This is a genomic window from Catalinimonas locisalis (assembly GCF_038039535.1).
In the GTDB taxonomy this organism is placed as follows: Bacteria; Bacteroidota; Bacteroidia; order Cytophagales; family Cyclobacteriaceae; genus Catalinimonas.
Genome location: NZ_JBBPHP010000001.1, coordinates 704,470 through 728,491 on the forward strand (window position 1 = coordinate 704,470; position 24,022 = coordinate 728,491).

15 protein-coding genes are annotated in these 24,022 nt (G+C 42.0%); 9 read left to right on the top strand and 6 right to left on the bottom strand.

The annotated features are described in order from the left end of the window. Positions 1–158 precede the first annotated feature (158 nt). From WJR50_RS02940 to porU2, 4 genes are all read left to right on the top strand, one after another. Complete coding sequence (locus tag WJR50_RS02940; RefSeq protein WP_341291722.1) at positions 159–1,082, top strand: SMP-30/gluconolactonase/LRE family protein; 924 nt, start codon at positions 159–161, stop codon at positions 1,080–1,082. A 9-nt stretch (positions 1,083–1,091) separates the two neighbouring features. Then, positions 1,092–1,577 (top strand): toxin-antitoxin system YwqK family antitoxin, encoded by a 486-nt coding sequence (locus WJR50_RS02945; protein WP_341291723.1) that lies wholly within the window; start codon positions 1,092–1,094, stop codon positions 1,575–1,577. Between the two features lie 172 nt (positions 1,578–1,749). After that, on the top strand, positions 1,750–2,838 hold the full coding sequence (locus tag WJR50_RS02950) for a putative type IX sorting system protein PorV2 (protein WP_341291724.1): 1,089 nt from the start codon (positions 1,750–1,752) through the stop codon (positions 2,836–2,838). Then, positions 2,831–7,972, top strand: a complete 5,142-nt coding sequence (gene porU2 / locus WJR50_RS02955) for a putative type IX secretion system sortase PorU2 (protein WP_341291725.1) — start codon at positions 2,831–2,833, stop codon at positions 7,970–7,972. Before WJR50_RS02950 ends, porU2 begins: the two co-directional genes overlap by 8 nt. A 7-nt stretch (positions 7,973–7,979) precedes the next feature. Here porU2 and WJR50_RS02960 read toward each other — a convergent pair whose 3' ends face one another. Next, positions 7,980–8,777, bottom strand: a complete 798-nt coding sequence (locus WJR50_RS02960; protein WP_341291726.1) for a DUF6503 family protein — start codon at positions 8,775–8,777, stop codon at positions 7,980–7,982. 74 nt (positions 8,778–8,851) lie between these two features. Next, entirely contained in the window at positions 8,852–10,333 is a 1,482-nt protein-coding gene (locus tag WJR50_RS02965) for a PAS domain-containing sensor histidine kinase (RefSeq protein ID WP_341291727.1), read from the bottom strand. 533 nt (positions 10,334–10,866) lie between these two features. Here WJR50_RS02965 and WJR50_RS02970 point away from each other — a divergent pair. The 5 genes from WJR50_RS02970 (at position 10,867) to WJR50_RS02990 (ending at position 16,180) form a co-directional block, all read left to right on the top strand. After that, on the top strand, positions 10,867–11,841 hold the full coding sequence (locus tag WJR50_RS02970; protein WP_341291728.1) for a polyprenyl synthetase family protein: 975 nt from the start codon (positions 10,867–10,869) through the stop codon (positions 11,839–11,841). A 129-nt stretch (positions 11,842–11,970) separates the two neighbouring features. Further along, positions 11,971–12,579, top strand: coding sequence for a hypothetical protein (locus WJR50_RS02975; RefSeq protein WP_341291729.1), 609 nt, complete (start codon positions 11,971–11,973; stop codon positions 12,577–12,579). 111 nt (positions 12,580–12,690) lie between these two features. Next, complete coding sequence (locus WJR50_RS02980; protein WP_341291730.1) at positions 12,691–14,571, top strand: M1 family metallopeptidase; 1,881 nt, start codon at positions 12,691–12,693, stop codon at positions 14,569–14,571. Between the two features lie 74 nt (positions 14,572–14,645). Then, positions 14,646–15,431, top strand: coding sequence for a DNA-formamidopyrimidine glycosylase family protein (locus tag WJR50_RS02985; RefSeq protein WP_341291731.1), 786 nt, complete (start codon positions 14,646–14,648; stop codon positions 15,429–15,431). Between the two features lie 350 nt (positions 15,432–15,781). After that, positions 15,782–16,180 carry a hypothetical protein gene (locus WJR50_RS02990; protein WP_341291732.1) on the top strand — a complete coding sequence of 133 codons (399 nt, stop codon included), beginning with the start codon at positions 15,782–15,784 and terminating at the stop codon, positions 16,178–16,180. Positions 16,181–16,234: 54 nt separating this feature from the next. Here WJR50_RS02990 and WJR50_RS02995 read toward each other — a convergent pair whose 3' ends face one another. From WJR50_RS02995 to WJR50_RS03010, 4 genes are all read right to left on the bottom strand, one after another. Next, positions 16,235–16,873 carry a lipoprotein signal peptidase gene (locus tag WJR50_RS02995; RefSeq protein WP_341291733.1) on the bottom strand — a complete coding sequence of 213 codons (639 nt, stop codon included), beginning with the start codon at positions 16,871–16,873 and terminating at the stop codon, positions 16,235–16,237. A gap of 43 nt (positions 16,874–16,916) precedes the next feature. After that, positions 16,917–20,258: an isoleucine--tRNA ligase gene (gene ileS / locus WJR50_RS03000; RefSeq protein ID WP_341291734.1), complete on the bottom strand. Its 3,342-nt coding sequence runs from the start codon at positions 20,256–20,258 to the stop codon at positions 16,917–16,919. A 238-nt stretch (positions 20,259–20,496) separates the two neighbouring features. Further along, on the bottom strand, positions 20,497–23,004 hold the full coding sequence (locus WJR50_RS03005) for an efflux RND transporter permease subunit (RefSeq protein ID WP_341291735.1): 2,508 nt from the start codon (positions 23,002–23,004) through the stop codon (positions 20,497–20,499). Between the two features lie 204 nt (positions 23,005–23,208). Beyond that, positions 23,209–24,021: a zinc-dependent peptidase gene (locus tag WJR50_RS03010; protein WP_341291736.1), complete on the bottom strand. Its 813-nt coding sequence runs from the start codon at positions 24,019–24,021 to the stop codon at positions 23,209–23,211. Position 24,022 lies beyond the last annotated feature (1 nt).

The window sequence follows — 24,022 nt, forward strand, 5'->3', positions numbered from 1 at the left end:
AGGCATTTGTAAGCTACAAATCTGGAAAGAGTGCTAGCCTGAGTTCAGAATTTATGATTTGGGAAGGTGTGCTAAATGGTTTCAGCAACAAAGCTTTTATTTTTCCTTCCAGCCTTATATCTTTTATAGAAATCAATATCCACTAAAACAAACCGAACATGAAATCTATTTTTTTCCATTTTGTAGTTATTTTTTCTGTGTTCCTCTTTGCCTGCGGAGGCAGCAGCGAACAAGAAACTAGTCAGGACACGGCCAGTGCCGATACTACAGCACAAATGTCTACTGTCTCTCTTGAGCAGGCATGGGCTACTGATACCGTTATGATGACGCCTGAATCTGTCATTTACGATGAAGCCAATGATGCTATCTACGTGGCCAATATTGGTACGGTGAATGCCGAAGGATCTGATGGTGATGGTTTTATTTCTAAGATGAGTCCCAGCGGGGAGGTTACCGAACTAAATTGGGTGACGGGACTAAACGATCCCAAAGGTATGGGCATACATGATGGTATGCTCTATGTAGCTGATATCCGCGAAATAGCTGTAATCAACCTGGAAACCGGCGAGATTACTGAAACCCACTCCGTTGAAGGCGCAGGATTTTTAAATGATATCACAGTAGATGAAAACGGAGGCGTATATGTGACCGATTCAAATACTGATAAGATACATATGTTGGCAGATGGTCAGGTGAGTGTCTGGATGAGCGACTCAACCTTACAGCGTCCGAATGGATTATATGCTGAAAACAATCAGATACTTTTAGCATCCGCTAACGGAGGTTTCCTTGCACCTATCAGCAAGGACAATAAAGAAATCGGAGAACATTGGGTAGATAATATTCCCTCTGCTGATGGTATCATTAAGACCAGTGATGGAAACTATATTGTATCTACCTGGTCGGGAGAAGTACATTATGTAAATTCAGAGAATAATGAATCTTACAAGCTCCTGGACACCAAAGCCCAGGAAATCAACTCGGCAGACATCGGCTATATTCCTGAGCAGGAACTAGTCCTTGTGCCCACCTTCTTTGACAATCGGGTAGTGGCTTATAAGATCAATAAGGGAAACTCTTAATTTTAGCAAATGCTTAGGTTTTTAGTGATCATAATAATAGCCGGGATGTGCATTCCCGGCTATTCTCAGGAAAGTGAAAAGATCTTCGGTAGTTATCTTTATGAAGATGATAAGATTACACTAACGCTCAGTCCTCCCAATAACTACACCTTCTTTGCGATGGAATACTCCCGCCGTACCCGATCGGTGAGCAGTAAGGAAATTTCACGAGGCACTTTTGAAGTAAAGGATGACCAGCTCGTATTGGAAGAGTTTCCTACACGCAACAAAATGACTTTAAGTATAGACTCTGAACTGAAGCTGGAAGCAATGGATGTGAAAGAAATCAATAAAGGAGAAATGCTCTACGCCCGGAGAATGAGCTACGAAAATGGCAACCCTCGTATGGAGGGAGAGTGGAAAAGAGGTAAAAAGCATGGCACCTGGGTATATTATGATGAAGAAGGAAATGTAGTGAAGACAGAAAGATACCGCCGGGGAAAGCTGCTGGATTAAGCGGATACCGGAATCCGAAAACCGGAGGCAGGTTTTTTGGTTTCCAGTCTACAGCCTCCGGGTTCCATATTTTACCATGTAAGTTTAAATGTAGATAAGCCCATAATATTGCTTGTTTAAAAACTTGTGAATGAGTAGGTTGCGGGAGTTTCAAACCACAAGTTTAAGCGTCATGCGTTGGCTTTTTGTAGTGCTGGGTTTTGTCTTCCTGGGAGAAGATGTATATGCACAGCTCAATACCCCCAAATATAGTAACGAATTTCTGGCTATAGGTGCCGGAGCCCGTGCCCTGGGCATGGCTGCGACCCAAACGGCTGTAGCCAATGATGTTACTGCCGGTTTCTGGAATCCTGCCAGCCTTACAGATTTGTCCCATCAGTATGAAGTTTCTCTTATGCATGCGGAGTATTTTGCAGGCATCGCCAATTACGATTACGGAAGCTTTGCCACTCCCCTGGATTCATTAAGCGCCTTAGCAATCTCTGTAGTGCGCTTTGCAGTGGATGACATTCCCGACACACGTTTCTTATACGATGCCAACGGCCGCATCAATTATGATAATATCCGCTTTTTCTCGGCTGCCGATTATGCTTTTCTGTTTTCCTATGCCCGCCAGATTCCTAGAGTAAAAGGTTTAAGTATAGGGGCAAATTTTAAAGTGATTCATCGCAATGTAGGAAGCTTTGCCAATGCTTGGGGTTTTGGGCTGGATGCTGCTGCTACTTACCGGATGAATGCCTGGCGCTTTGGCCTGATGCTGCATGACATCAGCGGAACTTTCAATGCCTGGACGCATAATTCAGAATTGGTGACTGATGTGTATACCCAAACCGGCAATGTAATCCCTGCCAATACGCTGGAAGTGACTTTGCCTAAAGCCTCACTGGGAATAGCCAGGAACTGGCGGTTTTTGGATAGCAAATTTGGACTTTTAGCCGCGGCAGACCTGCATTTTACTTTTGATGGTCAGAGAAATGTTTTGCTCAAATCTGAGTTTACTTCCATTGATCCTTCAGTAGGTTTGGAGCTTGATTATAAAAACCTGGCTTTCGTCCGTTTCGGAGCGGGTAATGTACAGCAGATCAAAGATTTTGATGGCAGTACGTATCGTACTTTTCAGCCTGACTTTGGTGCTGGTTTTAAAGCAGGTAGCATTAGTGTAGATTATGCCCTAACCGATATAGGTGACCGTTCAGAGTCGCTTTATTCTCACGTTTTTTCTCTCAAATTCAGTATTGATCGCAAGCAGGAGGATGAATAGAACTTTCAATTTTGTCAAAGGTACTTTTGTGCGAGCGCTGTTTTGCTTAGGATTGATGATCAGCTTGCCTACTTTGTTGCATGGGCAGCGTTTCGGCAATGAATGGATTAATAATACACAGTCGTATTATAAAATTTCAGTAGCAGAAGATGGCATTTATCAAGTTAATTATCAGGATCTAGTAGATGCAGGCTTTCCGGTAAACAATGTAGATCCGCGGAGGATGCAGCTTTTCTTCCGGGGACAGGAGCAGGCCATATTCATTCAGGGACAGCAGGATGCCAGCTTTGACCCTGTTGATTTTATGATATTTTATGGTCAGCGTAATGATGGTACGCAAGACAGAGAATTATACGTACCTAATGAAGCCCAGCCTAATCCCTATCGCAATCTGTATTCGGACTCCACGGCCTACTTTCTAACCTGGTCACTTGCTGCTGTCAACGGGAAGCGGATGAACAGCTTTGCAGAAAACAACATCAGTGGTATACCTACAGAAGCATATCATTGGGAGGAAAAATTGTCATTTTATACGGGTGAGTATTCAATGGGTAGGCAATACCCTATTGGCTCACTTTCGGGAGTAATTGCTCATTTGAGCACTTTTGATTATGGCGAAGGCTGGACCAGCTCCCGGATTGCAAGAGGGCAAAGTAGAGACTTTACTATAGAAGCATCAGCCCAGTATACTGCTGGACCAGTACCTCAACTGGAAATTCTTCTGACAGGAAGAAATAATCGCCAGCATGATGTGACAGTACAGGTAGGTAGTACAGCGGCCTCCTTACGTACGCTAAGCACGGTAAATTTTGATTACTATGATCATACATTAGTAACAGAAAATTTACAGTGGAGTGATCTTGCGGGTGGTAATCTGGTGGTGAGAGTAGCTGTAAACGGTGTGAATGGAGAAGCAGATAATATTTCGGTTTCTTATATCAGGCTGAGATACCCTCAGCAAACTACAGCGGAAAGCCTGCCTGCTAAAGATCTGGAATTGATTGCAAATCCATCGGGTAAAAGTTATGTGGAGATTGCCAATGCTCTTGCTTCCCCTTATTTACTTGATATCACCGACGAAAATAATGTGCTGAGAATTGGTTTTAATCAGATTGGAGAAAATACTACGGCAGTTATTCCCAACACTCAAATAGCTCGGCGCTTACTGATTGGCAGTACACAAAATATCCCTTCTATTCAGAAAGTGAATTTTCAAAACATTAGTACCGCTGCCAATTATCTGATGATCTCGCATGAATTGTTGCGCCAGCCTGCTGGCAATTACAGCGATCCGGTACGTGCTTATCAGGAGTATCGTGCTTCGGCCGAAGGCGGGGGCTTTAACACTTTACTGATTGATATTAAGCAGGTGTATAATCAGTTTGGCTACGGTGAAGTAACTCCTTTAGCAATACGTCGGCTGGCAGATTTTATGTTGAGCAACGGTAATCCTGAATATTTACTACTTATCGGAAAAGGGCTGACTGTTAATTACAACTATCACAGGAAAGACCCAACAACTACAACTTTGCGTGACCTGATACCTACCGGAGGCATGCCAGGTTCAGATGAAGTACTTACTGTCGGTTTGGCAGGCAGTGATGGTTACAACGCTGCTATTCCAACCGGACGCATCAATGCGCAGAGTGCCACGGATGTAGCGGCTTATCTGGACAAAGTGAAAGAAAGCGAAAGCAGAGGACTATCTGCAGATTATCAGGAGGCAAATAGCCGAGAAGCATTGTGGAAAAAACATCTGGTGCACCTGAGTGGAGGAGTAAGTCTGGCCGAACTCACCTTATTCTCTCGTTATGTAGATGATTTTCAAACTGTAGCCGAAGGAGATTATCTCGGCGGTCAAGTCTCTGTACAGTCCAAGAAATCAAATAATGCTACCGAGTTGATTAACATAGCGGATGAAGTAAATAAAGGTCTGTCAATGATCACTTTTTTTGGCCACTCAGCCACCACCAGAACTGATATTGAAATTGGCTATGTCTCTAATGATGAACTTGGATACAACAATAAGGGGAAGTATCCTGCGATATTGATTAATGGCTGTAATGCGGGAAATATATTCAGTGATGCGCTTACTTTTGGAGAAGACTGGATTAATACGCCAGACAGAGGTGCCTTACATGTGATCGCACACAGTGCCGAAGGGATTTCCAGTGTACTCAAACGCTATTCTGATGCTATCTATAATACAGGCTTTGCGGATTCCACCTACATAGGAAGCTCCATGGGAAAAATCAAAAAAGAGGCGAGTCGGCGTTTTATGGAGGCATTAGGAGAGAGCATCTGGGAAGTTCATATAGCACAGGTGCGGCAGGCAGTAATGCAGGGTGACCCTGCGGTGAGTTTGTTCGGAAGAGAACAGCCTGATCTGGAAGTAAACGATAACAGTATATCCATAGAACCTTTGCAGGATGGTCCGGTAACCGTTTTTTCTGACTCCTTTGCAGTGAATCTGGTAGTGCGAAATTTTGGCAGAACCACTCAGGATTCTATCTCAGTATCTGTAAACCGTACTTTAAGCAATGGTAATATAATTTCCTACGGACCTGTAAGCTATCCTCCTGTGCTTTATCAGGATACACTGCATTTTGTTATCAACTCAGAAGATTCTACAGTTGCTGCCAGTGATGAAGTAGGTAATAATCGCTTTGAAGTAATTATTGATAGCCAGGATTCTATCCCCGAACTGAATGAAGGAAATAACCGGGCTAGTTTTGAATATTTCGTTCCTCTGGGAGGAACCGTTCATCTCACTCCCCATGATTACTCAATAATAACACAAGATACGGTAAGATTACAAATACAGGCAGGAGACTATCAGAGAGCTTTAAGAGAAAATGATGTGCGGCAATACTTGATTGAGGTAGACACATCATATGCTTTTAATAGTAGTATAAAACAGCAGTTCACCCTTTCTGCAAAGGGTTTGGCCGTGCAGCAATTTGTACTGCCTATAAAAAAAGATAGTACCGTTTACTATTGGCGTAGCAAGTATGCCGAAGCCAGAGAAGGAGAAATAGACCAGTGGACACAAAGTTCATTTACCTATATCGCAGAAAGCTTAGGGCAATGGGGGCAACTGAGCTTTGAGCAACTCAATGAAAATAAAGTTACCAATCTTGAAAGCAGCAATAAGATGTGGGAATTCCCTGATACTGAGTTGGAAATAGAAGTTTCAACTTTTGGGTCTGCTTACAACAGTTCTGCGAATGAACAGATTTATGTAAATGGCAACCCTTTTATTCTTCCTGATGCAGGCTATACTTGTAAAGATAATTCTATAAATATAGTGGTGTTTGATAGATATACCCTCAGTACCTACCTGCCTCTTAATCCAAATATTCCTGACCTTAATAATGGTAATACTTGTGGAAGAAGACCCCAAATGATTAATACTTTCACCAATGCACAAGTTGTAAATGGAGCTTTAGATAACCTGATCAATGCAGTTGATGATGGTGACCCGCTTGTATTATTCAATATTGGTACCCTAAACTTTGCCTCATGGCCAGCAGGTACACTCGCCAGACTAGAAGAGATCGGAATCTCCTCATCAGATATTACTTCTATGCAGAGTGGTGAGCCTTTTGTTTTTATCGGAAGGAAAAATACAGCAGCAGGTAGTGCAACAGTAATGAAAGCAGATACTGAAAGTGAGACGCCAGTTACAGAGCAGCTAATTACTTTGTCTGAAACTATCAATGGAAAACTAAGCAGCGGTAGTGTATTAAGTAAAAGAATAGGTCCGTCAAGTAAGTGGAATAGTTTGCGCTTGAAGATAAGTAATATTGAAGCTTCTGATGTGGTGAATTTAACCGTGATAGGCGAGACTGCCGAAGGCGTACAAAATACATTGATCAGTAATGCCGACTTTTCAGAGCAGATTGATTTATCCTCTATTAATGCTAGTCAGTATCCTTTCTTAAGATTACAGATAAACTTTGAAGACGTGATCAATCAGACGCCTGCCCAACTGGATTATTGGCTGATTGATAATGAAGGAGTACCCGAAGGAGTGCTGCTTTCTGCAAATAATTTTACCGAAAAGGTAAACAAGCAAGAAGGTGAGACACATACCATACCTTTTCAGTTCTATAATTTATCTGATAATAACTTTTCCGATTCATTACAAGTAGCTTACAGTTTATTCAATCAGGATAGCAGGCAGATATTGAGAGATACCTTAAAAATAGAGGCAGTAAACCCAGGAGATACCGTGAGCTTTGAGGTGCCAGTGAATACTTTGAATAATGTGGGAACCAGCAATCTTTCAGTAAATGTCAATCCACAGATTCAGTCAGAACAGTCATATAATAATAATGTACTGAGCATTCCTTCTTATATCGAAGTAACGGGCGATGAGCTGAATCCAATTATCGACGTGGCTTTTGATGGCTCCTATATTCTGGATGGTGATATCGTATCACCCAATCCTATGATCACCATAGAAATACGTGATGAGAATGCTTACCTACAGAAACAGGATACTACCGGGATAGATATTTTCTTAGGCAAAAACGAGGCTCCAGAAGCAACTGCCAGCGTCAGCAATGCGCGTACGACAGACACCCACATGAAGCGTATTCCGTTAAGCAGTGAAGAAGTAAGCTGGTCGCCAGCTGAGGGGGAGGAGCCTTTTAAGGTGAGTTTTCAACCCAGACAGCTGAAAGACGGATTATATACCCTTCGGGTACAGGCTGAGGATGCCAGCGGGAATACTTCAGGAACACAGCCCTACGAAATAAACTTTGAAATCATCAATGAATCTACCATCACTAATTTTTACCCTTATCCTAATCCTTTCTCTACCAGTACTCGCTTTGTATTTACGCTAACTGGTCAGGAAATACCCGATCAGGTCAAGGTGCAGATTATGACAGTGAGCGGAAAAGTAGTACGGGAGATTACGCAGGATGAGCTAGGGCCCATACGCATAGGTAATAATATTACAGATTATGCCTGGGATGGCAGGGACGAGTTTGGCGATGAGCTGGCCAATGGTGTTTATCTGTACAGGGTTATCGTAAGAAGCAATGGAAAAGCCATAGACCTAAGAGAAACTGCCGGGGATAAGGGCTTTAAAAATGGCTTTGGTAAAATGTATATTCTTAGGTAAGACAAGTCTATTGCATAGAAATGGCAGGGGCTTCAGCACTCTGGGAAACTTCAACATTTTCCAGGTCTATCCTAGATAGTTCTTCCACCTTTCCCTCTTCAAAAAGTGTTTCGTAGTCCTCAAGGTTAAACTCTTCCACCGTGCTTTCATAATTGATATAGTCTGCAAAGCGAATTCCTTCAATTTCCCTGACATTATAGGCTTCGCGGAAGCGGGTGCCGCCTTCATTTACATGAAAGGAATAAGCCAGGTAGTCCATCGTCTTGTCTTCCTGATGAATCCAGTAGATGTAAACGTCCTCGTGGTCAGTGCCTCCTCCCTCCTGGTCAAAAGTAACCCGGATTTCATCATAAGGCTCACTTTTAATCATTGTTTCTCCCAGAAGCTTTTTGTTAACGGCAGGGTCGTTCAGGAAATATGGTAAAAGGGCAAAGTACACTACTGAGTTCAATGAGTTTTTGAAAGCGATACTATCTTTAGCCGAAAGGTTTATTTTTTCTCCGTTTACTTCTCTGGTAAATCTCTGGTTGTTTAATACATCATGAACGCTGCCGATAGAGTCTTCAAAGAAACTTTCATATTGGTATTTCCCCTGATGCATGTCTACTTCAAAGTGCCTTTTTCTGAAGTCAAAGCTGATATGCGTATTTTCTAACTGATCTCCTCCATGCACGTCTATCGCCTGATCTATAATACCTTGCGCCTCATTCTGTCGGGTACTATCATCCTGAGTATTTTCCTGCTGAGTTTGGCAGGCATAAGAAAACAGAGAAAGTATAAAGAAGGCATAGACACTTTTTTTCATAAGATAAGCCATTAAGCATAGTGAGTTCTTAATTGCTTACGAAAATGAGGCAAGGGAGTTTGTCTATTGCGCCTTTAAGCCAGATTAGGAATATTGAGAGTAAAAGTAGTGCCTACCCTGGTTTTGGATTCTACAGAAATACTTCCTTTCAGTACACTGATTGTTTCTTTTACAATATAAAGCCCTATTCCGGAGCCATGCTTTTCGTTACTGGCCTTAAAGAACATGTCAAAAATCTTGGTCTGATGCTCAGGGGCGATACCAATGCCATTATCCTCAACTACTATGGTGGCGGCTTCAGGGCTTACGCTCACCTTTACGTGGATATAAGGTTGATCCACACTGGAACTTCTGTAGCGAATAGCATTTCCAATCAGGTTACTAAGGATAACAGAGAGACGACGGTAATCAGAGACAAAGGGTAGTGGAATATCGAAAGAGGAACTGAAATTAATAATATCCAAGCCCTCCATATAATTAAGGTTACTGATCGTCTCATCTACTAATTTTTCAAAATCAATAGCGTCGTGGGCCACTTCCATCCTGGAGTTGCGCGAATAATTGATAATATCCTGGATAAAACGGTCAAGGCGATTGATGCTGGTCTCCATCAGCTTAATGTAGATATCTTTTTCCTCAGGAGTATTCTCAAGCAAGGCAATGTTGATAAGGCCCAGTACAGAGGCAAGTGGGGCCCTAAGGTCATGAGAGGAACTATAAACAAAGCGGTCAAGTTCGGCGTTAGTCTTTTTCAGTTCTTCGTTTTGCTTTTCCAGCTGCTGCTCGTATTGTATTCTATGTGTAATGTCCTGAGCGGTGCCTACAGTTTGGATCACATTACCATGATCATCCCTTTTGAAAGGTTTGTCACGACTGGATAGCCATACCCAATGCCCGTCTTTATGCTGTACCCTGTATTCTGTTTCTACTACTTCCTCATCACTAACTTGCTTGATTTTTTCCTGGAAATTGTAGGCTACTTTCTGAAAGTCTTCAGGGTGTAGCTTTGTAAAAAGCTTTTCTGCTCCGTTCAATACATCTTCTACCTCATAGCCAAGCATATCCTTGATGTGATTGCTAAAATAAATGTAGTCACCTTTAGAAAAGTCAAACACATACAAGAGCTCTGGAGAAGTGTCAGCAATACTTTCTATGAAACGTTTACTTTCTATGATTTCTGTAGCGTAATTTTTCTCTTTGGTGATGTCTGTCGCGATAGCTACTATTACAGATTTTCCCATATAGTCTGAAGTATGCAGCTGGAGTCTCACAGGGTAGGTGGTGCCATCTTTTCTGTAATGAGAGGCCTCCAGAGTTATTTCCTGAATGTCTTGTGATACTAAAGGAGCAATAAGTTGGGGAAAAGACTTTTTAGAAAATTTCGGAGTGATGTCAATAGGGGTGTATTTTAATAACATATCCTTGGAATAACCAAGGTGAGCAATGGCAGCTTGATTGACGTATAAATATTGGAAGGTGTGAGCATCAAAAATGTAAAACTCATTAATAGAGTGATCCAGTATTTTACCTAAAGCTTCTTGTTGCTGTTCGGTCATAATTCATCAGAGGGTCTAAATAATATTTTTTCGCTTTAGCGTACTTTCAGAAGGTAAATAATAGCTAATGAAAATTAATCTTAGGATTTGTAAATATCCGCATTAAATATTGATTTAAAGGTATTTATTAAAACTTTATCTTAAATATTAAGTACCAAAGTCTTTATTTATTGCTGAAAATGGCTGTGATTTATGCTTGCATATGTTTTTATGCAATGAAATGTAGGTTGGAGCAGGCTGATTTTATAGGCTATATTTTGCTGACGTACTTAAAAATAAGCTAACGAAATTGCTACCCTATTAGTTGTCAGGCTATTCTCCTTGGATATTGTATATCTATATGCTTATCAAAAGGTTATTCTGATAAAAGTCAAACATATAAGCTTAAACTTAGTATTACATTAGTGCCTCAGTAACCTAGATTTTAATACTTTACTCCCCTATGTTTGCAATTACTATTTCACAAAAAAAACGCAAATACTCCTCAGTCCTTTGCATTGGTACAATTAGGTGGTAATATTGTGCCCTTACCTATGAGTAGCATTATTCAGGAAATTCGTTCGCCCATTGAGAGTGAAATGGGTATTTTTGAAAATAAGTTTCGTGATTTTATGAAGAGCAAGGTTTTGCTGCTTGATAAGATCATGGGCTTTATTGTCAGGCGTAAAGGAAAGCAACTGCGTCCTATGTTTGTTTTTCTTTCTGCAGGGCTTACCGGGCAAATCAGCGAAGCTACTCATAGAGGCGCAGCTCTGATAGAGCTTTTGCATACCGCTACACTGGTACATGATGATGTGGTAGATGATTCTAACTATCGCCGCGGCTTTTTTTCCATCAATGCATTGTGGAAAAATAAGATAGCAGTACTGGTAGGAGACTATCTGCTTTCAAGAGGTTTGCTCTTATCCGTAGAGCATAAGGATTTTCACCTGCTGGAGATTGTATCTAATGCAGTAAGAGAAATGAGTGAAGGCGAACTTTTGCAAATTGAAAAAGCACGTAATCTGGATATTACAGAAGAAGTGTACTATGAAATTATTCGTCAGAAAACAGCTTCACTGATTAGCTCATGTTGTGGAGTAGGAGCAAGCTCTACCGGCTCGGACCCTGAAACTGTCCAAAAGATGCTGAACTTCGGAGAAAAGGTAGGGATTGCATTTCAGATCAAAGATGACCTTTTTGACTATGGCAGTGCTGAAATAGGTAAGCCGGTAGGCATAGATATCAAAGAGAAAAAGATGACCTTGCCCCTGATTTATGCCCTTCAAAAAGCCTCCTGGCTGGAGAAAAAAAGGATCATCTACATTATCAAAAACCAAAGTGAAAAGTCGCGCAAGGTACATGAGGTGATTGATTTTGTAAAAGCATCAGGTGGTATTGAATATGCTACCGAGGCAATGCATTCCTATCATCGTCAGGCACAGGAAATTCTTAGTACATTTCCTGACTCAGAGTACAAACAGTCATTGACCCGCTTGGTAGAATATACCATTGAGCGAAAAAAGTAAGTATTCTATATTTATTTTACTTTATCTTATCCAGTAAAAAATACGCTGCTCAAAATAGGGTCTTTATACCTATAAAAATACAGGAAAATAGGTATTGTTGAAGGATTAAATGCTTGATAAGTTTGGGCTGTGCTTACAAACGGCCCCATACAATCTCTAAAGAAATATATTTCGCACCTGCTTTTTATGGTGGGAGTATATCCCATAAGTACCTCTCGCTTTAGCCGTGGGAGGAAGTTAGCGCTACTTAAGCATAGGACAAGCAATGTGATGCGCCTTGCTATTTTTTTTGTGGCTGTGCTTGTCTTTGGAATATTGACCAGCTTCCCTAAATCACCCTATGAGCCTGGACCGCCACTTCTATCAAAATTACATGACAACTGGCAGGCTGAGCCCGAGCGCATGACTAAAGATTGTAAAAAGCTGCCCTATCTGAATGAGCTTAGCATCAATATCAGGCCACTTAGCGATGATAAAGTCATTATCTATGCCAAGCCTTCTTCGGAAATAATGCCATCTTCACTGGTACTGCAGCTGCAACAAGCCGAAAATTTAATGGAAGGTAGGGTCTTCCGGGCAGTCCGGCAATCGGATAGTGTGGATTTTAATATGATACTATCTGAACGGAGCAACAAATTGACCTTAGCTTTTGCACTGGAGGACGGCCCTACTACCGGGGAGTATGTGCTCTCTTTTCTCCGCCATGAAGATAAAAGCAGTGATTTATTCTCCTATTAACTACTCTTTCTGAAAGAAGTGTAAGCCTTTCCTCAACATTAGTGCTTATATTTGACATTTTTAAGGTTTTTAGGAGTGAACTCCTTTCTGGAAATTATGAGTTGAGTTTTTATGAGAAATACACACACAATCTTATTCGGAATTATAAGCTTACTGTTTGTAGGAAATATTCTACCGGTACAAGCGCAAAGCGGCTACTGGCAACAAGGCGTAGAATACACCATGGAAGTGGATATGGATGTAGAAACGCATCAGTTTACAGGTACTCAAAATCTGGTATACTATAATAACTCACCGGATACGCTCCATCAGGTGTTCTATCATTTATACTTTAACGCTTTCCAGCCCGGAAGTATGATGGATGTGCGCTCCCGCACTATTGAAGATCCTGACAGCAGGGTGAGAGACCGCATATTGTATCTGGGAGAGGATGAAATCGGCTATCAGCGTATAGAATCTCTTCAGCAGGATGGTGATGATGTGGAATATGAAATGGTAGGTACTATTCTGGAAGTTAAGCTTAATGAACCTATTATGCCCAATAGCGAGGCTACCTTTGACATGGTATTTGAAGGCCAGGTGCCACTACAGGTTCGTCGTACCGGACGGGATAATGAAGAAGGTATTGATTACTCTATGGCGCAGTGGTATCCCAAAATGGCTGAGTATGATTATGAAGGCTGGCACGCCAATCCTTACATCGGAAGAGAGTTTCATGGGGTATGGGGAAGCTATGACGTAAAGATTTCTATTGACTCCTCTTATGTGATGGCAGCTACCGGCTATCTACAGAATCCGCAGGAGATCGGTCATGGCTATCAGGAAGAAGGAAAACGTGTGAGACGTCCTAATAGTAACAAACTTACTTACCACTTTACTGCCGATAATGTACACGACTTTATGTGGGCGGCTGATCCGGACTACGTACATACCATTGCGCAAGTGCCTGATGGACCTACCGTACACTTCTTCTACCAGCAGGACTCACTTACCCAAAACTGGAATGTACTGCCTGAGTATACCGTGAAAGCATTTCAATACATGAATGAGCACTTTGGCAAATATCCTTATGATAAATACTCTGTGGTACAAGGAGGTGATGGAGGGATGGAATACCCTATGGCTACTTTGATTACCGGACATCGTTCATTGCGCAGCCTGGTGGGTGTAACCGTACATGAGATGATCCACAGCTGGTATCAGGGTGTACTGGGCACTAATGAGAGCCTTTACCCCTGGATGGACGAAGGTTTTACTTCCTATGCTTCCAGCCGTACTATGGCGAATATCTTTGGTGGTAATCCTGATGATCCTCAAGTACATGCCAACTCGTATGCGGGTTATTTTAATCTTGCAGAATCTGGCAGAGAAGAGCCCATGACTACTCATTCTGACCATTACAGCACCAACTTTGCTTACGGAAGAGCTGCTTACTCCAAAGGAGCGGTATTTCTTGCACAGTTGAGCTACATCATTGGTGATGAAGTCTTTGAAAGGGGAATGAAGCGTTATTTTGAGGAGTGGAAATTCAAACATCCCAATCCTACTAATCTGAAGAGAATCATGGAAAAAGAGTCCAGTATTGAACTGGATTGGTACTTTGAATACTTTGTCAATACTACGCATACCATTGACTATGGCGTAAAATCAGTGGAAGACAGAGGGGCAACCACCCATGTAACCTTGGAGAGAGTAGATAAGATGCCTATGCCTTTGGATGTGCTGGTAACTTATGAAGGTGGTGAGCAAGAGCTATTCTATATTCCACTCCGTATCATGCGGGGAGAAAAAGAAAATGACACTGACTATGAACGTACTGTGTTAAAAGACTGGCCCTGGGTATTTCCTACTTATTTACTGCAAATTCCTCGTCCTCTTGATGAAATCAGCCAGATACAGATAGACCCATCTTACAGAATGGCGGATATTGATCGGTCTAACAACACCTATCCGGACATGGGAAATACCCGCTTTGGGGAAGAAGCAGAATAAAACATTTTAGTTACACAAAACATTAATTGAAGGCTGTAGTATTGCAGCCTTTTTTTATCCATAAACCTTTGATTATGCCTGAGTTGCCCGAAGTAGCCATGTGTCAGAAATACTTTCATCATACTGCCTTGCATAAAAAAGTGATAGATGTAGAAGTAGAAGATGAAAGGGTAATCCTATTGTCTGTAGAAAAGTTGCAAGAAGCATTAAGAGGAAATACTTTTGAAAGTACTGATCGGAAAGGAAAGCACCTCTTCATTAAGCTAAGCAGTGACCAGTACCTCAACATGCATTTTGGCATGACAGGCCGTCTCAAGTATTTTAAAGATAAAGAAGATACGCCTCGTTTTACCAAGGTGCTTTTTTCTCTGGATGATGGCTTTTACCTGGCATTCGTTTGTCCTCGTATTTTAGGTAGGGTAGGGATTACTGAGGAGATTGAAGCTTACAGTAAAAAGAAAAAGTTAGGTGAAGATGCGCTGAAGATCAGCCAGGAAAGCTTTATGAAAAAGATAGTTGGAAAAAAAGGACTGATCAAACCTCTGCTGATGAATCAACGAACTGTAGCAGGGCTGGGAAACTGGATTGTAGATGATATGCTTTATCAGAGTGCTATCCATCCTGAAACGCCTGCCAATCAGCTAAGTGAGGAAGAAATCAAACTGTTGTATGAGAAAATGCAGTATATCATTAAAACAGCTATTGAGATGGAAGCCCGCTACGATGATTTTCCCGGGCACTTTCTGATTACGCATCGTGAAGAAGGGGCGAAAAGTAATTTGTACAAGGGTAAAATTGAGAGATTAGTAGTAGGAGGAAGAGGAACTTATATCTGTCGGGAAGGTCAGGTATTGAAGTAAAAAGTTTTTAAGGCTTAATTAGACTTATGTTAAATAAGTATTTTTCTCAACCAACAGTCTTACAGTAGGTTTATAAAGTAAATTAAGATGTTTAACTAAAATAAGAAAGCCATGAAGACGATTGAGAAACTAAACAATAAAGACGTAGCACATTGCCCAATTTGTGACGCAAATGCAGTAGAACCTTGCCACGAACCAAAAACAGATGACTGTCCTCGTGGAGAAGATAGAAAGGTAGAAAAATAACAATATTCAAAAATAACGAAAACATAAAGGACTTCTGAAAAGGAGTCCTTTTTTGCTTTGGGGAAAAATATTAGATTTAGAAGATAACCTAAACTACAAATCTTATGAAAACAACCACTCAACAAATGAAGCAAGCTGTATTCTTACTACTAACTCTAGCCTTTTTATCAGCATGTGCCTCTTCTCGGCAAGCGGCGAATAGCCCGGTAGGTACCTGGGATTATGTCGTGAAAAATACCCCTTACGGAGATGTAGAGGGACAAATGATCATTGAGCAGGATGGTGATGGCTATGTCGGTGAGATTCGCTCACAGCAAGGCAATATCAATTTGAATAACGTTCAAATCAACGAAGGGCAGCTTACTTCCACCTTTATGATGGATGGCAACAATCTGGCTCTGGAAGGCGCTTTTGAAAAAGACTCTTTTACCGGGAAGGTAGCTGCAGGAAGCTACGACTCATATCCCATCACCGCCAGCAGGGCTTCTACTGGAGGGAGGTAGATTATTGTATTGTTATTGTAAGAACGTGATTGATCACGTTCTTACTTACATACTTTACTGATTTTCGTAATGCTGCTGAGAAGAAGTTTGTACTTCTCCTACTTCTTCAGCGTCATGCTCCTCTCCAAAGAATTTGTTTTGCATGACTAAGATAATGGCTACGCCAACAAAAATAGAAGCATCGGCAATGTTAAAGATAGGCCAGAGAGCCATGTAGTCACCGCCCCAGATAGGTACCCACTCAGCTACGCGGCCTTCCCAGATATCTACATAAAACATATCAATGACCTGTCCATGAAACCAGGGTGTAGCAGCATCATAGGGAGCATTGTCCAAAAGTACACCATAGAATGCGCTATCTACCACATTACCAATAGCTCCTCCCAGAATCAACGCTACTGACCACAAAAGCCCCTGGTGTACTCCCTTTTTAGCCAGCATATACAGATAGTAGCCAATACCTACCATCGCCAGCAGGCGGAAGACAGTAAGGATTAGCTTGCCATACTCAGAGCCGATCTGCATACCGAAGGCCATACCAGGGTTGAGGGTATAATGAAGCTTAAACCAATCTCCAAAGACCGGAATCTGCCCTACAACACCCATGTCCATATTGAAATGCACCAGCAACTTGACCGCATGATCAAGCAGAATGATGCCTAAACTCAACAGATAATACTTATAATACTTCACTGTTTGCGTGGTTTTATGAAAAGGCAATAGTGCCTTTCCAGTGTTAAGCTTCTATTTTAATACGTACTTGCTGATCGTCCAAATCCAACAAACTAGCATCCGCTAACTGAGCAGCATCCTGCTGATCAACAATGTTCAGGCTCAGGGCCTGGGTTTCAGTACAAATGTAATCTTTATGCAGTTGGATAGCTTCACTCATCAAGCTACCGTCACCATTTCCAATACTGATTTTGATCTTATCCTGCACTTCCAGCCCCATATCTTTACGTAAATTCTGGATACGGTTTACCAGATCACGGGCCAGACCTTCTTTCCTTAACTCATCCGTTACCGTAATGTCTAGCGCTACTGTAATATTTCCTTCTCTGGCTACTGACCAGCCCGGAATATCCTCAGATGTGATCTCCACATCTTCCACAGTGAGGGCAATAGTCTGATCAGAAAGAGCCAACTCATAATGATTTTCTCTTTCCAGCTGATTGATTTCTTCCTGCCCCATCTTAGCTACCGCAGCACTGATCTCCTTCATCTTAGGACCATACTGTTTGCCCAGTTTGCGGAAATTTGGCTTAATTTTCTTGACCAACACACCTGAGGCATCATCAATATACTCTATGTCTTTCACATTTACCTCAGACAAGATCAATTTTTCCATAGAGCTTAGTCTGTCTTTAAACTCATTGCTCAGCACCGGAATCAATATTTTAGATAACGGCTGACGCACCTTGATCGTATGTTGCTTGCGCAATGAATGCACCAGTGAAGAAGTAGTCTGAGCCATCTGCATTCTGGCTTCCAGTTCAGTATCCACAAACTTTTCATCTACCTGAGGGAAATCCGTAAGGTGAATGGAGTCAACTGCTTCCTTACCAGTGATATTGTTTAAGTCTTTGAATAATCTTTCAGTATAAAAAGGCGCTACCGGCGAAGCCAACTTGGCAATGGTTACCAAGCAGGTATAAAGTGTCTGATAAGCCGCTTGCTTGTCTTTGCCATATTCTCCCTGCCAGAAACGCTTACGGTTAAGCCTTACATACCAGTTACTCAGGTCATCAATGGTAAAGTCCTGAATCATGCGGGTGGCACGAGTCGGTTCATACTCATTGTATGCAGCTTCTACCTGCTTCACCATGCTGTTGAGCTTAGAGAGTATCCAGCGATCACTTTCGGTTCTTTCGGCAAGCGGTACATCTTCCTCAGCATAGGTAAAACCATCCAGGTTAGCATACAATGCAAAGAAAGAGTAGGTGTTCTGCAAAGTCCCGAAGAAACGGCGTTGCACTTCTTTTACGCCTTCCAGATCAAAACGCAGGTTGTCCCAGGGGTTAGCATTGGCAATCATGTACCAGCGCGTAGCATCCGGCCCATAGGTTTTCAGTGTCATAAAAGGATCTATGGCATTGCCCAGGCGTTTAGACATTTTGTTGCCATTTTTATCCAGTACCAGCCCGGTAGAGACCACATTTTTAAAAGCCACGCTATCGTACAGCATCCCAGCGATAGCGTGTAGGGTAAAGAACCATCCACGTGTCTGGTCAACGCCTTCCGAGATAAAATCCGCAGGGTAGTTGGCGTCAAAGATTTCCTGATTTTCAAAAGGATAATGCCACTGCGCATAAGGCATGGCACCAGAGTCAAACCATACGTCTATCAGGTCAGCTTCGCGCTGCATCTTCTCACCTTTTTCACTTACCAGCACAATATGGTCTACGTAAGGACGGTGCAGATCTTCTTTAGCCAGGGCCTCATTGTTTTGATCTACCAGTTCCGTATCACTGGCAAAAGCAGCATTGGCTTTAGCCACCTCTTCTTTTAATTCAGCAACAGATCCTATACATTTTTCTTCGCTGCCATCCTCAGTACGCCAGATAGGTAATGGAGTTCCCCAGTAACGCGAACGGCTCAGGTTCCAATCTACCAGATTTTCCAGCCAGTTACCAAAACGTCCGGTACCAGTAGATTCCGGCTTCCAGTTGATCGTCTTATTCAGCGCTATTAGTTGGTCCTTAAGCTCAGTAGTTCTGATGAACCAGGAATCCAGCGGATAATATAATACGGGCTTATCTGTACGCCAGCAGTGAGGATAGGAGTGGACGTATTTCTCTACTTTAAAAGCTTTGTTCTCTTCCTTCAGCTTGATGGCGATCTTAACATCGGTAGATTTATAGTCAGGATCTTCCTCGTCCTCATCATCATAATTCTTCACCGGCATATCGGCAAAGTCGGTGATCTCTGCTACAAAACGCCCCTTTTTGTTGACGATAGGTACATCGTTACCGTTTTCGTCTTTCACCATTATTCCCGGTATACCATGCTGCTCCAGTGTACGGAAGTCATCCGCACCAAAAGTCTTGGCAAGGTGTACCAGTCCGGAACCATCTTCGGTAGTCACAAAATCTCCGGCAATTACGGTGAAAGCAGGATCAGGCAGGGAAACATAAGGCATCAACTGCTCATACTTAGTTCCTACCAGTTTTTTACCAGGGAAAGTATCTACAATTTCGTAAGGGATTAATTTATCCCCCGGCTTATAATCCTCTACTTGGAGATCTTCGGCTTTAGGGTTGAAATAAGTATCCATCCTGTCTTTGGCCAGTATCACATTCACCGGAAGAAAGGTATAGGGGTTGAATGTTTTTACTTTTACATACTCAATCTTTTCACCTACGGCAATACCAGAGTTGGCAGGAAGTGTCCAGGGTGTAGTAGTCCAGGCCAGCAGATAATCATTCTCTGTGCCTTTGATCTTAAACTGACCAGTAAGAGAAGTATCTTTTACATCACGGTAACAACCCGGCTGGTTAAGCTCATGCGAACTTAGCCCAGTACCAGCGGCAGGAGAGTAAGGTTGTATGGTGTAGCCTTTATACAATAAACCCTTGTCGTAAAACTTTTTGAGCAGATGCCAGAGGGTTTCCATGTAATCCTTTTCAAAAGTGATGTAAGGATTATCCAAATCTACCCAATAGCCCATTTTCTGCGTAAGGTCATCCCACTGCCCTTTGTATTTCATGACAGCATCACGGCAGCGCTGATTGTACTCTTCTACAGAAATCTTTTTACCTATATCATCTTTGGTGATACCCAGTTCTTTTTCTACCTGTAGCTCAACGGGCAGACCATGGGTATCCCATCCGCCTTTACGTTTTACCTGAAATCCCTGCAAAGTCTTGAAGCGGCAGAAAATATCTTTGATGGTACGGGCCATCACATGGTGGATACCGGGGGTGCCATTGGCTGAAGGCGGCCCTTCATAGAAAGTAAATGTAGGCTTACCTTCACGGCTATCTACGGATTGTTGAAAAACTTTCTGCTCCTGCCAGTAGGCAAGTATCTCTTCCGCTATCTGAGCGTAATCAGGATTCTTATATTCTGGATATTTCACGCGCTGTGCATTCACTGTGTTCCTTTCTTTTTCGAATAATGCCGCAAAGTTATGATTTGATTCCTTTTTTATGCAATGCGAATCGATATAACAAGCATTTTATCGAAAAGATTTACGGAAGACAAGGCTTATACGTTGGCTTGAAGGATAAAGAATAGGTGAAGATAATCTTTAAGGTTGAAGGTAAGGGTTAATCACCTTTTACTGCATGGTCACCAGAATGAATTTTCATTTCTAGTCAATTTTCTCTTCGGTTCTCATTGCTCACCTCTTCATTTTGCCCATTATCGTTAGGACGCTCAATTTTCTCCAGGTCAATCTCTTCGTCCTCATCCTCCTGATAAAATTCGTCATAGTGCTCAATGAGATGAAACATTTCCTGCTCATGTTTTTTTACCAGTCCTTTACCATTGTCAAAAGCCATTAATAGGGCAGGAAGTACGGTAAGGTTGGTAAACATGGCAATTAATAAAGTAAGCGATGTCAAGATTCCCAGATACATGGTGCCTCCGAAGCTGGAGCCAGCAAAAATGATAAAACCAAAGAAAAGAATAATGGAAGTATAAATCATACTGGTACCGGTCTCCCGCAGACTTTTGCTGATAGCAATAGGTACAAAAGCTTTGTGCAACTTAAGCTCCTGTCGGTATTTGGCCAGAAAGTGGATAGAATCATCTACTGAGATACCGAATACGATGCTGAAAATGATGGCTGTACTGGGCTTGAGTGGGATACCTACAAAACCCATAATACCTGCAGTAATAATGAGCGGGATAAGATTAGGGACTAATGAGATAAGTATCATGCGGAAACTGCCGAACAGCATAGCCATAATCAGGGCGATCAGGCAGAATGCCAGCAACAGGCTTACCAGCAGATTGTCAATCAGGAACTCATTCCCTTTGGTAAAAAGCAGACTGGCTCCGGTGATGTTAATTTCTGTATTTTCACCATCAAAAATCTCTTCTGCCTTGGGACGTATCTTCTCGTTGATCAATGTTTTGATCTCGTTAGAACCTATATCGGCAATCTTGAGAGAGATACGGATTTGCTGTCCGGTACTGTCGCTGAAATTGCTGAGCAGGTCCATCTGAGCCGCCTCATTATTTTCACCAGTCTCTTCATCAGAAATAAGGCCCTGGGCCTGTGAGTTTTGTAAGTAGCGGAAAACAAAAGCTTTATCCCGGTTGTCTGGCAAGGCATAAAAGGCAGGGCTGTTATTGTAAAATGCCTGTCGGGCTGCTTTGATAAAGCCAACTACTGAAATAGGCTCAGATATCGCCGGCTGCTCAACCAGGTATTGCTGAAAGTTGTCTACTTTTTGGAGAGTAGGAATTCGGGTAATAGCTCTCTTTTGTTGCGTGTCTATGACCACCTCCAGTGGCATAATACCCGTAAAGTTATCCTCAAAAAATGCCAGGTCACGTTTGAGTTTACTGTCATTGGGCACATCATCTACCAGAAAAGAGACTGCTTCTATCTTAAGCATGCCAAAGGCAAAAATAATGACCACCACGATTGCTCCTACCATCACCCTGTACTTGTGGCGGTGTACTAGTAAGTCTAAAAGCGTAAGTGCTCTGTCTATCATTCTGAAACGCAGGTGCTTCAGTTGACGAGAGCTAGGCGGAGGTAAATATGAAAATACAGCAGGAATAAGAATGATACTCACAATAAAAGTAGCCAAAATATTGAGCCCCGCTACCAGACCGAATTCCTCCAGAATAACAATATCTGTAAAAATAAGTACCAAGAATCCAATGGCGGTCGTCACGTTAGTAATCAGCGTTGCCAGACCAATTTTTTCTATGATATTCGTCAGGGCTTTGATCTTATCGCCGTGCCGGTTGTATTCCTGATGGTATTTGTTGAGCAAATAGACACTATTCGGTATTCCGATAACTACTATAATAGGCGGCAGGAGACCGGATAGTACTGTGATGTCATAGTCAAAAAGGGCCAGCGTACCCATAGACCAGACGACCATAATGCCAATGATGATCAGCGGAAAAATGACCGCATCCCAGGAGCGAAAGAAAAGTAAGAGTATACAGGCAGTTACCAATACCGAAAGAATTAGGAAAATCTGTAACTCAGACTGCACCTTGGCATTCATAATGGTACGTACAAAAGGAATACCTGCATAGTGAAGCTCAATGCCGGTAATTTCAGAGAAGCTTTCGCCTAATTGCTGAATGTCGGGGATGAGTTGCTGCCGCTTGTCTGAGTTGAGCGTACTTTTTTCTATGGCAATCAGCATAAAAGTGGCGCCATTTTCTTCATTTATAAGCTGGCCACTATAAAACTTCTGATCATTAGCCTGCTGCAGGAGTGTATCTAGGCCAGCTTGATCGTTAGGGATTTCTGCAAATACCGGTTCTAACTCAAACCGCTTACTTTCTGTATTTTTGACCAGCTTTTGCATGCTGGGGAGCGAGAGCACATATTTGATTCCCGGAAGCTTGGCTACTTCATCGGTAAAATATTTGTATTTCTGAAAGTTATCCAGTTGATAAAGGGCACTGTCTCTGAGGCCAATTGCCAATACATTAGCATCTTCTCCGAACTGTTCTTTGAACTGATCATAGTAGACCATATCGGGATCGGAAGAAGGAACGGCTTCAATATAATCATAACTCACTTTCAGTTCCTGGGCTTTATAGCCCATAAATGCAGTGATGATGGCCAGAATAATCATCAGCCAGAGGCGATATTTGATGATTGTATGGGCTAGTTTAATCCACATGAAAGAAATACTAAGCGGGTAAATCTATATTTTAGAAGAATGCTATAATCAAACAAGAAAAAAGTCTAATTGATTAAGAAAATCCAATAATTCTTATTTCTCTATAAATGAAATACGTAAAGCAAATGTTATTGATTTTCAAATAGTTCTGCTGATTTAAATAAATATATCTTTGCCTGAAAGCAGACTGAGGATAAATTCATCTCAATAAGCTACTATTTTTAGGGGGTCCTGGTTCAACAATGATACCAATATACTGTATAATCGCGGGATTTCGCGCTTGAAAGCTACTGGCCGCTCAAAGAAATTTTCTACAGCTACTGCAAAAAACTCTTTCTTATTTGTAGCTGCATAACTTCGCAAAAAGTTATGCTTATGTTCTCGTATCTGCTCGCTAATGATAGCCGCCTCCCCCAGAAACGCTTCCCAGGTTTCTTTGTGCAGAAAATCATATTCGTCATTTTCTATCAGGTTTTCCAATTCCAGCGCATGTGCCATTTCATGCAAGCCAAGGTTATAAGAATCATCTGGAATCCGGTAACCTTTCAGAAAACTCTTCCAGGAAAATACTATCGCCTGAGCTTTGGGATTAACCTCACCCTTATGCATCTTTTTGTTGACGGTAGAAAAATAATAATCCGGATAAATGATAATTCTTTTGAAGAATTGCAGGCATATATCCGGTAGTCCAAAGGTAAGCTGCACGGCTGATGCCGCGATCAGTACTTTCATCTCCGGCGTCACGATTTTAAACAGGCGGGGAACGAAAGTCTTACGAGCGATAAAAAGCTGCACTCTTTGAAGAAACTTCTGCTTATCCTGCTCTCTCAGGGCCTGATAATAAACAAAGTGCTGGTTGAGTATTTTGCGTATTTGATCTTCTGGGACCTGTGATATCGCGGCTCTGCGAAATTTTATGTACTGGTACAAAAGGTAAGCGCCCACCAAGATGAGCGCTATGACCATACCTATAAGAAAAGCATTGATATCTAAAGCTTCCGGCTGCTGATTATTCACA

Excerpts from the sequence above, each read along its gene's own strand:
- WJR50_RS02940 (WP_341291722.1), top strand. The coding sequence starts at position 159 with ATGAAATCTATTTTTTTCCATTTTGTAGTTATTTTTTCTGTGTTCCTC.
- WJR50_RS03005 (WP_341291735.1), bottom strand. The coding sequence starts at position 23,004 with ATGTGGATTAAACTAGCCCATACAATCATCAAATATCGCCTCTGGCTG.
- porU2 (WP_341291725.1), top strand. The coding sequence starts at position 2,831 with ATGAATAGAACTTTCAATTTTGTCAAAGGTACTTTTGTGCGAGCGCTG.
- WJR50_RS02950 (WP_341291724.1), top strand. The coding sequence starts at position 1,750 with ATGCGTTGGCTTTTTGTAGTGCTGGGTTTTGTCTTCCTGGGAGAAGAT.
- WJR50_RS02970 (WP_341291728.1), top strand. The coding sequence starts at position 10,867 with ATGAGTAGCATTATTCAGGAAATTCGTTCGCCCATTGAGAGTGAAATG.
- WJR50_RS02960 (WP_341291726.1), bottom strand. The coding sequence starts at position 8,777 with ATGAAAAAAAGTGTCTATGCCTTCTTTATACTTTCTCTGTTTTCTTAT.
- WJR50_RS02980 (WP_341291730.1), top strand. The coding sequence starts at position 12,691 with ATGAGAAATACACACACAATCTTATTCGGAATTATAAGCTTACTGTTT.
- WJR50_RS02945 (WP_341291723.1), top strand. The coding sequence starts at position 1,092 with ATGCTTAGGTTTTTAGTGATCATAATAATAGCCGGGATGTGCATTCCC.
- WJR50_RS02965 (WP_341291727.1), bottom strand. The coding sequence starts at position 10,333 with ATGACCGAACAGCAACAAGAAGCTTTAGGTAAAATACTGGATCACTCT.
- WJR50_RS02985 (WP_341291731.1), top strand. The coding sequence starts at position 14,646 with ATGCCTGAGTTGCCCGAAGTAGCCATGTGTCAGAAATACTTTCATCAT.
- WJR50_RS02990 (WP_341291732.1), top strand. The coding sequence starts at position 15,782 with ATGAAAACAACCACTCAACAAATGAAGCAAGCTGTATTCTTACTACTA.